The following is a 13,930-nucleotide window of genomic DNA, read 5'->3' as shown; positions in this document are numbered from 1 at the left end:
TAATGGCATGGCGAGAACACGCTACAGGCTGACGTTAGCGCCAGAGCTGGTATCGGCTAGCTGATCTGCAGGAACATGCTCTTGTCGTTGAGTTGCAGATATTCGACCAGATCGTCATAGGCCAGCGGGCGGCTGAGCAGGAAACCCTGAGTGAAGGCACACCCCTTCTGGCAGAGGAAGTTGAGCTGCTCGCGGGTCTCCACCCCCTCGATCACCACCTGCATACCGAGGTTGTGCACTATGTTGATGATGCCGTCGAGCAGCAGCCTGTCCTGTTCGTTGAACGGGATATGACGCACGAAGGCCCTGTCAATCTTGACCAGATCCACAGGGAAGTTACGCAGGTAGTTGAGGGCAGAATAGCCGGTGCCGAAGTCGTCGATGGCCAGCTTGCAGCCCGCCTCGCGCAGGGCATCGATCCGCACCCTGTGCTGATCGCTGGTCTCCATCAGCAGAGATTCGGTGATCTCGATGACGATGTCGCAAGGGTCGAGTCCGAAGTGGTGAATCACCTTGAGCCACTCGCTCGCTTCCGGATCTATGGTCTGGAACTCCAGGGTGGAGCGGTTGATCGACATCTGCAGGTTCGGAAAGCCGGACTGCTGCAAGCGCGCCAGATCCCGGCATGACTGCCACAGCACCAGCGCACCCAATCCCTGAATGAGCCCCGCTTCTTCCGCCAGCGGAATAAAGTCCGCCGGTGAGACCTGACCCCAGTGCGGGTGATACCAGCGCACCAGTGCCTCCAGCTTGGCCACCCGGCCGCTGCGGTTGTCCCAGATGGGCTGATAGGCCATGGTCAGCTGCTCGAGCTTGATGGCCTCCGCCAGATCCTGCTGCATCTGGTGGCGCTGGCGCACCTCTTCCCGCATGGAGGCGCAGTAGCTGCCCAGCATCCGCCCCTGGCGCTTGGCGGCAAACAACGCCTGCTCCGCGTTGCGCAGCAGCTCGTCGCTCTCGACACCATCCCCCGGGCAGAGGGTGATGCCTATGGTGGCCGTCACATAGAGGTGCTGGTTGGCCAGCATGAAGGGGCGGGCAAAGCCGCCGATCACCTGTTTGGCAAACACCTCGGCCTGACGGCGGTTGACGATGCCGGGCACCAGAAACGCGAACTCGTCGCCGCCGATACGGGCCACCAGATCTTCGGTGCGCACCCGGCTCACCAGCCGATCCGATACCTCGCGCAGCAGGGCATCACCAGCGTGGTGATCCATGCTGTTGTTGACCGCCTTGAAGTTGTTGAGGTCGAGCACCATCAGCGCGAAGCGCTCGCCCCGCTCGCAGAAGCGGCTGAGGCAGCGACCAAACAGCCAGCGGTTGGGCAGGCCGGTGAGGTTGTCGTAGTTGGCCTGGGCGGCAATCTTCTGTTCCGCCAGCTTGGTCTGGGAGAGATCGCTGAAAATGCCTATGTACTGGCTGATCTTGCCCCCTTCCCGCAAGGTGCTGATCATCAGCTGCTGGGGGTAGAGCTTGCCATTCTTGCGCTTGTTCCACACCTCCCCCCGCCAGACGCCCACCCGCTCCAGCGCATGGTACATGTCGGCATAGAAGGCCTGATCGTGCAGCCCGGATTTGAGCATGCTGGGACGCTGGCCGCACACCTCCTCCCCGCTGTAACCGGTGATCTGCTCGAACGCCGGATTGACCGAGATGATGCGACTGTCGGCATCACACACCAGAATGGCTTCGGAGAGGTTGTCATAGACCCGGTGGGAGAGCTTGAGCTGCTCGGCATGGCGCTTGAGGGGATCGATATTTTCCAGCACCACCATCAGGTAGTCGGGCTGCAAATGTTCATCCCGCACCAGAGTGACGGTCACCCGGCCCCACAGCACCTGGCCATCTCGATGCAGGTAACGCTTCTCCTGGGTGAAGGCGGTGCGCTCGCCACGCTTGAGCTCCGCATAGCAGGAGACGCTGCGCAGCCAGTCTTCCGGGTGGTTGAGCTCGGCGGCGGTACGGTGCAGCAGCTCGCTCTGGCTGTAGCCCAGCATCTTTTCGATGGCCGGGTTGGTCCAGAGGATCTTGCCATCCAGATCCAGCTTGCCGATCCCCACAGGGGCGTGGGACATCATGGTGTGCAGGAAGTGGTGATACTCGGGCTGGCTCTGCACCGGCTGCTGCTGAAACATCAGCGCCAGCTCACGGCCGGCCAGTGGGGCCAGCAGTCGCAACAGCCCCATCACCTTGTCCATGTTGGCGAGCGGCCGTTTGAACAGCACGCTGCAGATACCGATGGTCTCGCCCTGGGCATTCTTGAGGGCGATCCCCGCATAGGCCTGGATGTGCCAGGCCTGCAACACAGAAGCATGGGGGAACAACTGCTGGACGCGGTCGCTGAACCAGGCCTCTCCCTCTTGCAGGGTGATTTCCCCCGGGGTGGCGCTGACCGGAAAAGTGAAGCTTGTGGTGTCGAGAGATGCGGGATGAGCGGCGTGGACCTTGAAAAACAGCTCCGCTTGATCCCTACCTGAAATCAGGACGAAGTCGGCCCCGATCGCTGCTGCGATTTCACTCACAAAGGTATCGAAATATCCCTGACCACTCGAATGAGACAGATTTGAGATGATTTGATAGACAGACTCGAGTGCTCGCCTCATGGCAAGGTTCTTTCTCTCCCTGGAAGGTAGAACCCGACTCTACTCAAGAGGCGGGGACAGTGCAAACATGCACTCCGCAAGATATTAAAAAGCCTTGAGAAAAGGGACCAAAAGGTCCCTTTTTATCTCAAAAATCACGCGGAGATCGCACTATGCCGCAAAAGTGTACCTGCTTGAAGCTCAAGGCCGCCTGGGGCACTGAGTCTCACGCGGCAATCCCGCTATGGCGCAGCAGAGCATCCACTTGGGGCTCGCGGCCACGGAAGGCTCGGAACAGCTCCATCGGCTCCTTGGAACCGCCCTTCTCCAGGATGTTCTTCAGGAAGGATTGGCCTGTGGCCGGATTGAAGATCCCCTCCTCCTCGAAGCGGGAGAAGGCATCTGCCGACAACACTTCGGCCCATTTATAGCTGTAGTAACCCGCCGCATAGCCGCCCGCAAAAATGTGGGAGAAGCTGTGCTGGAAACGGTTGAACGCAGGCGGCGTCATCACGGCTACCTGGCTGCGCACCTCGGCCAGCAGGGTCGGGATCTGATCCGGGTTGGCCGGGTCAAACTCCTGGTGCAGACGGAAGTCGAACAAGGCGAATTCCAGCTGACGCAACATCTGCATGGCGGCCTGGAAGTTGCGGGCAGTCAGCATCTTCTCCAGCAGATCGGCAGGCAATGGCTCACCGGTCTCATGGTGGCCGGAGATAAAGGCCAGCGCCTCGGATTCCCAGCACCAGTTCTCCAGGAATTGACTCGGCAGTTCCACCGCATCCCAGGCCACGCCGTTGATGCCGGCGACACCGGCCACGTCGATCTGGGTCAGCATGTGGTGAATGCCGTGGCCAAACTCGTGGAACAGGGTCACCACCTCGTCGTGGGTAAACAGGGCCGGTTTGCCATCCACAGGGCCGTTGAAGTTGCAGGTCAGGTAAGCCACCGGCTTTTGCAAGGATCCATCCTGACGATAGCGACGACCCAGGCAGACATCCATCCAGGCGCCGCCCTGCTTGTGCTCACGGGCATAGAGGTCGAGGTAGAAGCTGCCGCGCAGCTCATCCTCGGCATCGAAGATGTCATAGAAACGCACGTCCGGATGCCAGGTGTCGATGCCGAGACGCTCGCGCACCTTGATGCCGAATACCCGCTTCACCACCTCGAACAGCCCTTTCACTACCTTGTTGGCAGGGAAGTAGGGGCGCAGTTGCTCGTCGGAGATGGAGAACTTGTGCTGCTTGAGCTTCTCGGCGTAATAGGGAAGATCCCAGGCCGCCAGCTCGCGCTGACCGTGATGCTCGGCGGCAAAGGTGCGGATCTCTTCCAGCTCGGCCTTGCCTTGCGGCAGGGATTTGGCTGCGAGATCAGTGAGGAAACCCACTACCTGTTCGGTCTTTTCCGCCATCTTGGTCGCCAGGGAGAGCTCGGCATAGCTGCCAAAGCCCAGCAGCTGGGCCAGCTCGCGACGCAAGGTGAGCAGCTCTGTCATGATGGCGGAGTTATCCCATTTGCCGGCGTTCGGGCCCTGATCCGAGGCGCGAGTCGTGAATGCCTCGTACAGCTCGGCACGCAGCTCGCGGTTGTCTGCATACATCATTACCGGCAGATAGGAGGGGATATCCAGGGTGAACAACCAGCCCTGCTGACCCTTCTGCTCCGCCAGCTGACGGGCGGCAGCCAGTACGCTTTGTGGCAGACCGGCCAGTTCGGCCTCGTCACTCACCAGCTTGGTCCAGCCCTGGGTCGCATCCAGCACATTGTTGCTGAAGCGGGAGGCGAGCTCGGAGAGGCGGGCATGGATTTCACCGTAGCGCTGCTGCGCCTCGGCGGGCAGACCGATACCGGACAGACGAAAATCGCGCAGGGTATTCTGGATCTCCTTGCGCTGGGCACCATCGAGGCGAGGGAAATCATCGCTCTCAAAGAGGCCCAGATAAGCCTGATAGAGGCCTTCATGTTGACCGACATAGGTCTGGAATTCGGACAGCAGCGGCAGGCAGGCGTCGTGGGCCGCGCGCAGCGCTTCGCTGTTGAGGACGGAGTTGAGATGGCTGACCGGCGACCAGACTCGTGCCAGGCGGTCATTCACCTCTTCCAGCGGGGCAATCAGGCTGTCCCAGGTATGGGAATCGCGCTGGGCCAGCACATCGCTGATCTTCTGTTTGCAATCGGCGATGGCCTGCGTCACGGCAGCTTGCACCTGTTCGGGCTGGATCTGGCTGAAGGGGGGTAGCGAGTCCATTGTCAGCAAAGGGTTGTTCATCCTGCGGTACCTCTAAATTCTCTTACAGCCCCTGCCGTCCAGAAGCCTGCTTGGACTACCTAAGATGTAGGCAGGAACCTCATTAATCAAGCCTTTGCCGCCGTGAACCGGGTCAGTTGCCCACTTTTCGCGAAAACATGCTCATTAAAGCAGCGATCAGGCTGTCAGAGACGACAATGCCGGCCCAGGGGCCGGCATTGTGAGGGAAATGAGACGGCGGACATCAGCGTCTGGCGTCTTCCTGCAGCCACTGGGCAACCCGTTTGGCGAAGTAGGTGAGAATGCCATCGGCACCGGCTCGCTTGAAGCAGAGCAGGGACTCCATGATGCTCTCCTTCTCCTTCAGCCAGCCGTTCTGGATCGCCGCCATGTGCATGGCGTACTCGCCGCTCACCTGATAGGCAAAAGTCGGCACGCCGAACTGATCCTTCACCTGACGGATCACATCCAGATAGGGCATGCCCGGCTTGACCATGACGCTGTCAGCCCCTTCCTGAATATCCAGCGCCACTTCGTGCAGGGCTTCGTTGCTGTTGGCCGGATCCATCTGATAGGTGGCCTTGTTGCTCTTGCCCAGGTTGCCGGCAGAGCCCACCGCATCGCGGAACGGGCCGTAGTAGCAGGAGGCATACTTGGCGGAGTAGGCCATGATCTGGACATTGATGAAGCCGTTCGCTTCCAGTGCGGCGCGAATCGCGCCGATGCGGCCATCCATCATGTCGGACGGCGCAACGATATCGGCCCCGGCGGCAGCGTGGGAGAGCGCCTGCTTCACCAGGATTTCCGTGGTGATGTCGTTCAGCACATAGCCTTCATCATCTATGATGCCGTCCTGACCATGGGTGGTGAAGGGGTCGAGCGCCACGTCCGTAATGACACCCAGCTCGGGGAAACGAGCCTTGAGGGCGCGGGTCGCCCGCTGGGCCAGACCGTCCGGACTGTAGGCCTCTTCCGCCAACAGGCTCTTGCTCTCCAGCGGGGTCACCGGGAAGAGCGCAATGGCGGGCACGCCCAGCGCCACCAGCTCTTCGGCTTCCGCCAGCAGCAGGTCGATGGAGAGACGATCCACCCCCGGCATGGAGGTGACGGCCTCACGACGGTTCTCCCCCTCCAGCACGAACACGGGATAGATGAGATCGTTGGCGGTCAGTACGTTCTCGCGCACCAGACGACGGCTGAAATCATGTTTGCGCACCCGGCGCAGACGGCGACCCGGAAAGGCGCCCGGAAGAGTTGTAGCCATGAATCACTCCTGAAGAGGAAGTTGGAAGAACGCGGCGGAGGTGGCCCGGGTATGGGCCAGCAAGGCCTCGGGCGCTTCACCACGGCAAGCCGCCACCACCTTGGCGATATGCGGCAAAAAAGCGGGTTCGTTGCGTTTGGGTCTGGGTTTCAAATCCCGCGGCACCAGATAGGGGGCGTCTGTCTCTATCATCAGCCGACCGGCCGGAATGCGGGCCACCTGTTCGCGCAGCAGCTGGCCGCGGCGCTCGTCGCAGAGCCAGCCGGTCACCCCGATATGCAGCCCCAGCGCCAGACACTCGTCCAGCTCCTCGTCGGAACCGGTGAAGCAGTGCAGCACGGCTCCCGGTAGTTTCGGCAACCAGGGACGGAGGATCTCGATGAAACGGGCGTGGGCATCGCGGCAGTGGAGAAACACCGGCATCCCGAGCTCGGCGGCCAGTGCCAACTGGGCGTCGAATACCGCATCCTGTACCGGACGGGGGGAGAAATCGCGGTTGTAGTCGAGGCCGCACTCGCCGATGGCCACCACCTGCGGCAGCGTAGCCAGCTCGCGCAAGGCGGGCAGGGTCGCCTCATCGACACTCTTGGCGTCGTGAGGGTGAACCCCGGCGGTGGAGAAGCAGTAACCCGGCCAGCGGGCGGCCAACTCGGCGCTCTCGCGGCTGCCAGCCAGATCGGTACCGGTCAGGATCAGCGCTTCCACTCCGGCGGCACGGGCGCGTGCCACCAGTTCAGGCTGTTCACCGGCAAACTGGCTGCTGGTGAGGTTGAGACCAATGTCGATCATGGGATGAGACGTTCCAAACAAAAGGAAGACATATCAGGTATTTGAAAACCATCTACTCGATGGGGCATCACCATACGCCTCGAACGTGGGCATGAAAAGAGGAAGGGAGCCTCAGCTCCCCTCTTCCGTTTGTTCCTGTTGCTCCTCATCCTCTTTCTTCACATAGAGACGGGCGAAGAACAGACCTATCTCCCACAAAGCCCACATGGGAATGGCGAGCAGGGTCTGGGAGAAGACATCGGGTGGCGTCAGCAACATGCCGACCACGAATACCCCGACGATAACGTAAGGGCGCTTCTCCCGCAGGCTTTGGGGGTTGGTCACCCCGGTCCAGCAGAGCAGTATGGTGGCCACAGGTATCTCGAACGCCACCCCGAACGCGAAGAACAGGGTCAGCACGAAGTCCAGATAACTGGCGATGTCGGTGGCGATGGTCACGCCGGCGGGCGCCGTACTGGTGAAGAAGCCGAACACCAGCGGGAACACCACGTAATACGCAAACGCCATGCCGGCGTAGAACAGTGCCGCACTGGAGAAGACCAACGGCATGATGAGACGCCGTTCATGCTTGTACAGACCGGGGGCGATGAAGGCCCAGGCCTGATACAGCAGATAAGGTATGGCCAGGAAGAAGGAGACCACTATCGTCAGCTTGATGGGGGTCAGGAAGGGGGTTGCCACATCCGTCGCTATCATGCTGGTGCCGGCCGGCAACTGGCTGAGCAGCGGCTGGGCTACGAAGTCGTAGATATTGTTGGAAAAGTAAACCAGACAGACAAACACCAGCAGGATGGCCGAGATGGCATGCAGCAACCGGGTTCTCAGTTCGATCAGATGACTGATCAGAGGTTGTTCGGCCTGACTCATGGCTTCACCTCCTCTTTTTTGTCGGCAAGGGCATCCGTGCTCTGAACGGTTGTCACCATGGGTGCCTCATCATGAGTCATGGCCGCGGCTGGTTGTGCAGGTTCAGCCTTCACCTCGGCAGCAGCCGGGGCAGGATGGATGGTATTTTGCTGTTCATAGGGACGGGTCACCGATTGTGCCGCCGCCTTCAACTGCTCGATAGACTCCTGCAACTCGGGGCTCAGGTTGCTCATCTGCAACTGTTCGGCCTTCTTCAGGTCGTTGTGCAGCTCTTGCAACCTCAGCTCCTGCTCCAGCTCGGACTTGACCGAGTTGGCAGTGCTGCGGATCAGTCTGATCCAGTGGCTGGCGGTACGGATCGCCACGGGCAGCCGCTCGGGGCCGAGCACCACCAGGGCGACGATGCCGATGACAACCAGTTCCCAGAAACCGATATCGAACATGGCTTAAGCCTGATCTTTGTCTTTCTGCTTGGCGGCCTCGGCTCTGGTAGCCGCATCGTTCAGCTGTTTCGGATCGAAATCTGCATCCTTCTCGGCCGGCTTGGCCTCGGGTTCGTCAGACATGGCTTTCTTGAAGCCTTTGACGGCCGCGCCCAGATCACCACCGATCCCGCGCAATTTCTTGGTGCCGAACAGCAAGACTACGATGGCCGCGATGATCAACAACTGCCAAATACTGATACCACCCATGATATTTCTCCAAAATTGGCGCCAAGGAGCGCGAGTGTGTTATTGACGAGCACGATACTGATACCAGCACGTAATCTTTTCCAAACTGGCACTTGAGGTGTGCAAGCAGGCAATTAGTGTGAACGGGCCTTGAACCACCCAAGCAGCCAGCATAATCCGGCACCAGCCAGGCTGATTTGTCCCCATTCAATGTGTTGTTTTTGAGTCAGCAAGAATACACCCACCAACAGCAGGCTGGCTCCAACCCCTAAGAGGTAGCGTGCCTGCCCCTGCCGCCGGCTATGACGGCGAAAATCGGCAAACATCTGGTCGAAGTGGCGCTGCTGATGACGGGTCTGGCGCAGTGTCTCGTAGACCAGCTCGGGCAACTCCGGCAGCTTCTCCGCCCAGAACGGCGCCTTCTCCTTGATGGCATTCCACACCGCTTTCGGCCCGACCTGCTCCTGCATCCAGTTTTCCAGATAAGGCTTGGCGGTCTGCCACAGGTCCAGCTGGGGATAGAGTTGACGACCCAACCCTTCCACATAAAGCAGGGTCTTTTGCAGCAGCACCAGTTGCGGCTGCACCGCCATATTGAAGCGACGGGCTGTATTGAACAGGTTGAGCAGCACGTGGCCGAACGAAATCTCGGACAGCGGTTTCTCGAAGATGGGTTCCAGCACGGTGCGAATGGCAAATTCGAATTCATCCACCTTGGTATCGGGTGGTACCCAGCCAGACTCCACATGCAGCTCCGCCACCCTTTGATAGTCGCGGTTGAAGAAGGCGAGGAAGTTCTCGGCCAGGTAGCGCTTGTCTTCCCGATTCAGGGTGCCGACTATGCCGCAGTCTATGCCGATCCAGAGCGGATTGTCGGGATGCTCATAGGAGACGAAGATGTTGCCCGGGTGCATGTCGGCGTGGAAGAAACTGTCACGGAACACCTGGGTGAAGAAGACTTCCACACCCCGCTCGGCCAACAGCTTCATGTTGGTGCCGTTGGCTTCCAATGCCGGAATGTCGGAGACAGGAATGCCGTAGATGCGCTCCATCACCAGCACATGCTCACGGCAGTGTTCGGTGAACACCTCGGGCACGTAGAGCGCATCGGAACCGGTGAAGTTGCGGCGCAGCTGGATGGCATTGGCCGCTTCTCGCATCAGGTTCAATTCTTCGAGTATGGTCTTGCGATACTCTTCCACCACCTCGATGGGTCGCAGGCGCGCGCTCTGAGGTACGAAACGGGCCACCAGACGGGCCAGGGTCTGCATCAGACGCAGGTCGGCCTCGATGACCGGCTCTATATCCGGGCGGATCACCTTGATGACGATCTCGCGGCCATTCTCCTTCAATCGACCGGTATGGACCTGGGCGATGGAGGCCGATGCCAGCGGCGTCTCGTCGAAATCGTCGAACAGCGTCTCGACGGGGCAACCCAGGCTCTCCTCGATCTTGAGACGGGCCGCCTGACCGCAGAAGGGGGGAACTCTGTCCTGCAACATGGCCAGCTCTTCGGCGATATCCGGCGGCAGAAGATCGCGCCGGGTCGACAGCATCTGACCGAACTTGATGAAGATGGGGCCGAGAGCCTCGAAGGCGAGGCGAATGCGGGCACCCCGGCTAAGATCGGGCTGCTTTTTCTTCAGCCAGAACAGGCTGCGACGAGCCAGACGACCCGGCCAGGGTTGATAGCGGGCAGGCACCAGTTCATCTATGCCCTGCTCCAGCAGTATGGTGATGATGCGATAGAGGCGCTTGAACTCCTTCGGGGTCATCAGGCTACCTGCTGTTCGAAGCGTGCCAGCCGTAGCTCGACTGCTTTCATCTGTTGCGCCAGCACCTCGACGTCATCGTTGAAGCTCGCCACCTCCAGCGGACCGGGAGCGAGCCGGATCTCTTCGGTCAGGTATTCGGCCAACTGACGCTGGGAGCGGCACAGCTCGCGCCCCAGCACGCGGCGCGCCTGACGGGCACCGCTGAACAGGGTGTGAGCCAGCACGTCGCCGGTATAGCGCGACAGCTCCTCTTCCCAGTCGATATCCAGCTCGCCAAGCAAGACACTGAACGCCTGTACCAGCTGGGGATCGCCGCTCAGATCCAGCTTCTCCTCGCGGATATAACGGGTAAGAGCGGACGGGTCTTTCAGCAGGCCAAGCGCCGTCAGCGACAGGCTGAGCACGGCATCGGCCTCACCCTCATGCTGAGCCAGCACATCGAGCCGGCGATCGGAGAAGACGAACCAGAGCGGTTTGAGCTCACGCAATTCCAGCTTGAGCACCTTGCCCGTCAGCTTGCGCAACCGCTCCGGGCTCTGCTTGTCGAACCTCAGCAGCTGATTGAGGCTGGTTTCGATCACGGCAGTGACCATGACATCCATCGGCATAGGCAACCTTAAAACTTGTAACCGCGGTGCAGGGCAACCACACCCTGGGTCAGGTTGTAGAACTCAACCTGCTCGAAACCGACATTTTCCATCATCCCCTTCAGGGTCTGCTGGTCCGGGTGCATGCGGATGGATTCTGCCAGATACTTGTAGCTTTCACCGTCGTTCGCGACAAGTTCGCCCATTTTCGGCAACAACTTGAAGGAGTAGAGATCGTAGAGCTTGGCGATCACTTCGCTGGCCGGCTTGGAAAACTCCAGCACCAGCAGGCGGCCACCCGGCTTGAGCACACGGTACATGGAGGCCAGCGCCTTGTCCTTGTCGGTCACATTGCGAAGGCCGAAGCCGATGGTGATGACATCGAAGTGATTGTCCGGGAAGGGCAGTGCCTCGGCGTTGGCTTGCACGTAGGAAACGTTGTTCGCCACCCCCAGGTTGCGCAGCTTGTCGCGGCCCACCTTGAGCATGGAGTCATTGATATCTGCCAGCACCACCTGACCTGTCTCGCCGACGATGCGGGAGAACTTGGCGGTCAGATCACCGGTACCACCGGCCAGATCCAGCACCTTCTGGCCCTTGCGCACACCGGAACAATCGATGGTGAAGCGCTTCCACAGGCGGTGGATGCCGAACGACATCAGATCGTTCATCAGATCATACTTGGCTGCCACCGAATGGAAGACGCCGGCAACCAGAGTTTCCTTCTCGGTCGCGGCCACGGTTTTAAAGCCAAAATGCGTTGTCGTAGTCTGTTCTGACATCCCTTAAACACCCATAGAGCAAAGAATGGTCGCCAGTTTACCAGAGCCAATGGCGTGCGGACACCTTAAACCCGGCTGGCGACCAACTGCATCCCCAACAACACCATGGCCAGGCAGAGGGACAGGTTGAGACCCATATTCAGCACCGCCTTCAGGTAGGCCCCCTGCTGCGCCAGCACGACTGTATCCAGCGCGAAGGAAGAGAAGGTAGTCAGGGCCCCGAGGATCCCCACCATCAGCAACGGCTTCATAGGGTGTTCCACCACATGACCGTGACTGATAAGGGCAAAGGCGATACCCATGATGAAAGAGCCCACCACATTGACCACCAGGGTGCCGTAGGGGAAATGGCGACCCAGCAATAACGCCATCAGCTCGGATATACCAAAGCGCAGGCAGGCACCGATGGCACCACCGGCTGCAACAAATAACCAGGTTTGCATGGGGCAGACTCCGTAATATCAGGCCGACATTATGCAAAATATCCACAGCAGAGGACAGACAGGCAATTAATCGACACAGCAGTGCCGTCTTAGCGGCGAAAATCGACCGGCTCGACCCGATCCAGATGGAGTGAGGCCTGGGCTGGCCTGGTCTCGGCAATCACCCGACCATGGCGAATGGAGTAACGCACCGGCACCTGACGGCGAACCGCATCAAAGCCATTCTCGGCAGGCAGGATCAGCAGATTGGCCGGCTTGCCCACCTCGATGCCGTAGCGATCCTGCACATTCAGGGTACGGGCGCTATGGCGGCTGATCAGTTTCAAGCTGTCGTTGATCTGCTCATAACCCATGATCTGGCACACATGAAGCCCCATGTGCAGCACCTGTAGCATGTTGGCGGTGCCCATGGGATACCAGGGATCGAACACATCATCGTGGCCGAAGCAGACATTGATGTTGGCCTCCAGCATCTCCTTCACTCTGGTGATGCCGCGACGCTTGGGATAGGTATCGAACCGTCCCTGCAGGTGGATGTTCACCAACGGATTGGCGACGAAGTTGATGTCCGCCATCTTGAGCAGCCGGAACAGGCGGGAAGCATAGGCCCCGTTGTAGGAGTGCATGGCTGTGGTATGGCTGGCGGTCACCCTATGGCCCATGCCGCGCTCGTAAGCCAGAGTCGCCAGGGTCTCGATAAAGCGGGACTGCTCGTCATCGATCTCGTCACAATGAACATCTACCAGAACCTGATACTTCTCGGCAAGATCGAAGATGTAATGCAGACTTTCGACCCCATATTCCCGGGTAAACTCGAAATGGGGTATGGCGCCAATCACGTCGGCTCCCAGCCTGAGCGCCTCTTCCAGCAAGGCCTTGCCATTGGGATAAGAGAGGATCCCCTCCTGCGGAAAGGCCACTATCTGCAGCTCGACCCACTCCTTCATCTCCTCCCGCACCTCCAGCATGGCTTTCAGGGCCACCAGATTGGGGTCGGAGACATCCACATGGGTGCGGACAAACTGGATGCCGTTGGCCATCTGCCATTTCAGGGTCTGGATGGCCCGCTGTTTCACATCTTCATGAGTCAGCAGCGCCTTGCGCTCGGCCCAGCGCTCTATCCCCTCGAACAGGGTACCGGACAGATTCCAGCTTGGCTCCCCGGCAGTCTGGGTAGTGTCGAGGTGAATATGAGGCTCGATAAAAGGTGCAATAGCCAGGCCTGCTTCCCCATCCAGCTCCCGGGCAGACAGAATATGAGTGCTCATGGGCGCTATGGTCCGGATCAACCCATCCTGACAGAGGATTTGCCACAACCCCTCCCTGTCAGTCAGACACACATTCTTTATCAGCATGTTTTTCATCCTTTTTCTGACACCTATTACCTTTCCAATCGACAACTTAGCTCGGATCAATTTAATAGAACAGCATTCACGTTGAATACATATGAAGCTGACACTATTGGCAAACGGCAACAATAAAATGAATTGACCGGAATGAAGGCAGGATTGACCGAAATAGGGGCCTCGGATCAGACCCGTCTCTATCTGGATGCCAGAAAAATCTCAGTAAACTGAGAAACGCAGATGCAAAAAAGCCTCCCGATTGGGAGGCTTTAATATTTAATGGTGCTGATACCCAGAGTCGAACTGGGGACCTCATCCTTACCAAGGATGCGCTCTACCAACTGAGCCATATCAGCACACTAACCGGTAAAGACCGCACTGCGTGCGTTATCTAAATCTCTTGTCCGCAACAACCTTACGTTGTCACACGACCAACCACATCGCTGTGATTGCTTAATTGAAGCCTGGCAGTGTCCTACTCTCGCATGGCGAATGCCACACTACCATCGGCGCTACCGCGTTTCACTTCTGAGTTCGGCATGGGATCAGGTGGTTCCACGGCGCTATGGCCGCCAG

Annotated in this window: 12 protein-coding genes, 1 tRNA gene and 1 rRNA gene; all 14 read right to left on the bottom strand. The window is 59.2% G+C overall.

All coding sequences use genetic code 11. The features are described from left to right. Positions 1-56 precede the first annotated feature (56 nt). Positions 57-2,603, bottom strand: coding sequence for a bifunctional diguanylate cyclase/phosphodiesterase (locus GWQ29_RS19695; protein ID WP_275920145.1), 2,547 nt, complete (start codon positions 2,601-2,603; stop codon positions 57-59). Between the two features lie 205 nt (positions 2,604-2,808). After that, positions 2,809-4,851 carry an oligopeptidase A gene (gene prlC, locus GWQ29_RS19690; protein ID WP_265462958.1) on the bottom strand — a complete coding sequence of 681 codons (2,043 nt, stop codon included), beginning with the start codon at positions 4,849-4,851 and terminating at the stop codon, positions 2,809-2,811. 223 nt (positions 4,852-5,074) lie between these two features. After that, positions 5,075-6,094, bottom strand: a complete 1,020-nt coding sequence (gene hemB / locus GWQ29_RS19685; RefSeq protein WP_111589783.1) for a porphobilinogen synthase — start codon at positions 6,092-6,094, stop codon at positions 5,075-5,077. A gap of 3 nt (positions 6,095-6,097) precedes the next feature. Further along, positions 6,098-6,883 (bottom strand): TatD family hydrolase, encoded by a 786-nt coding sequence (locus GWQ29_RS19680; RefSeq protein ID WP_275920144.1) that lies wholly within the window; start codon positions 6,881-6,883, stop codon positions 6,098-6,100. Between the two features lie 111 nt (positions 6,884-6,994). Continuing rightward, positions 6,995-7,750, bottom strand: coding sequence for a twin-arginine translocase subunit TatC (tatC, locus tag GWQ29_RS19675; protein WP_275920143.1), 756 nt, complete (start codon positions 7,748-7,750; stop codon positions 6,995-6,997). Beyond that, the gene (gene tatB, locus GWQ29_RS19670) at positions 7,747-8,193 is read right to left on the bottom strand and encodes a Sec-independent protein translocase protein TatB (RefSeq protein WP_275910040.1); all 447 of its coding nucleotides are present in this window, start codon (positions 8,191-8,193) and stop codon (positions 7,747-7,749) included. The genes tatC and tatB overlap by 4 nt, the downstream gene beginning before the upstream one ends. Positions 8,194-8,196: 3 nt before the next feature. Beyond that, on the bottom strand, positions 8,197-8,442 hold the full coding sequence (gene tatA / locus GWQ29_RS19665) for a Sec-independent protein translocase subunit TatA (RefSeq protein WP_005320705.1): 246 nt from the start codon (positions 8,440-8,442) through the stop codon (positions 8,197-8,199). Between the two features lie 113 nt (positions 8,443-8,555). Beyond that, a complete protein-coding gene (gene ubiB, locus GWQ29_RS19660) occupies positions 8,556-10,196 on the bottom strand; it encodes a ubiquinone biosynthesis regulatory protein kinase UbiB (protein ID WP_275920142.1) in 1,641 nt (546 codons plus the stop codon). After that, positions 10,196-10,804, bottom strand: coding sequence for an SCP2 sterol-binding domain-containing protein (locus GWQ29_RS19655; protein ID WP_275920141.1), 609 nt, complete (start codon positions 10,802-10,804; stop codon positions 10,196-10,198). Before GWQ29_RS19655 ends, ubiB begins: the two co-directional genes overlap by 1 nt. An 8-nt stretch (positions 10,805-10,812) precedes the next feature. Further along, positions 10,813-11,565: a bifunctional demethylmenaquinone methyltransferase/2-methoxy-6-polyprenyl-1,4-benzoquinol methylase UbiE gene (ubiE, locus tag GWQ29_RS19650; RefSeq protein WP_275910043.1), complete on the bottom strand. Its 753-nt coding sequence runs from the start codon at positions 11,563-11,565 to the stop codon at positions 10,813-10,815. 65 nt (positions 11,566-11,630) lie between these two features. Next, complete coding sequence (gene crcB, locus GWQ29_RS19645; RefSeq protein WP_005320732.1) at positions 11,631-12,008, bottom strand: fluoride efflux transporter CrcB; 378 nt, start codon at positions 12,006-12,008, stop codon at positions 11,631-11,633. Between the two features lie 89 nt (positions 12,009-12,097). After that, positions 12,098-13,363: a cytosine deaminase gene (locus GWQ29_RS19640; protein ID WP_275920140.1), complete on the bottom strand. Its 1,266-nt coding sequence runs from the start codon at positions 13,361-13,363 to the stop codon at positions 12,098-12,100. Positions 13,364-13,634: 271 nt separating this feature from the next. Beyond that, positions 13,635-13,710, bottom strand: a tRNA-Thr gene (locus GWQ29_RS19635). A 106-nt stretch (positions 13,711-13,816) separates the two neighbouring features. After that, positions 13,817-13,930 (bottom strand): 5S ribosomal RNA (gene rrf / locus GWQ29_RS19630).

Source organism: Aeromonas sp. 2HA2, from assembly GCF_029237345.1.
Taxonomy (GTDB): domain Bacteria; phylum Pseudomonadota; class Gammaproteobacteria; order Enterobacterales; family Aeromonadaceae; genus Aeromonas; species Aeromonas salmonicida.
Note: the sequence above shows the minus strand (reverse complement) of the source record. Positions and strands in the feature narration are given on the sequence as shown.

Bases quoted from the DNA above. Each gene is read 5' to 3' on its own strand.
- GWQ29_RS19655 (WP_275920141.1), bottom strand. From the start codon at position 10,804: ATGCCGATGGATGTCATGGTCACTGCCGTGATCGAAACCAGCCTCAAT.
- tatA (WP_005320705.1), bottom strand. From the start codon at position 8,442: ATGGGTGGTATCAGTATTTGGCAGTTGTTGATCATCGCGGCCATCGTA.
- crcB (WP_005320732.1), bottom strand. From the start codon at position 12,008: ATGCAAACCTGGTTATTTGTTGCAGCCGGTGGTGCCATCGGTGCCTGC.
- tatC (WP_275920143.1), bottom strand. From the start codon at position 7,750: ATGAGTCAGGCCGAACAACCTCTGATCAGTCATCTGATCGAACTGAGA.
- GWQ29_RS19695 (WP_275920145.1), bottom strand. From the start codon at position 2,603: ATGAGGCGAGCACTCGAGTCTGTCTATCAAATCATCTCAAATCTGTCT.
- GWQ29_RS19680 (WP_275920144.1), bottom strand. From the start codon at position 6,883: ATGATCGACATTGGTCTCAACCTCACCAGCAGCCAGTTTGCCGGTGAA.
- ubiB (WP_275920142.1), bottom strand. From the start codon at position 10,196: ATGACCCCGAAGGAGTTCAAGCGCCTCTATCGCATCATCACCATACTG.
- GWQ29_RS19640 (WP_275920140.1), bottom strand. From the start codon at position 13,363: ATGCTGATAAAGAATGTGTGTCTGACTGACAGGGAGGGGTTGTGGCAA.
- hemB (WP_111589783.1), bottom strand. From the start codon at position 6,094: ATGGCTACAACTCTTCCGGGCGCCTTTCCGGGTCGCCGTCTGCGCCGG.
- prlC (WP_265462958.1), bottom strand. From the start codon at position 4,851: ATGAACAACCCTTTGCTGACAATGGACTCGCTACCCCCCTTCAGCCAG.
- tatB (WP_275910040.1), bottom strand. From the start codon at position 8,193: ATGTTCGATATCGGTTTCTGGGAACTGGTTGTCATCGGCATCGTCGCC.
- ubiE (WP_275910043.1), bottom strand. From the start codon at position 11,565: ATGTCAGAACAGACTACGACAACGCATTTTGGCTTTAAAACCGTGGCC.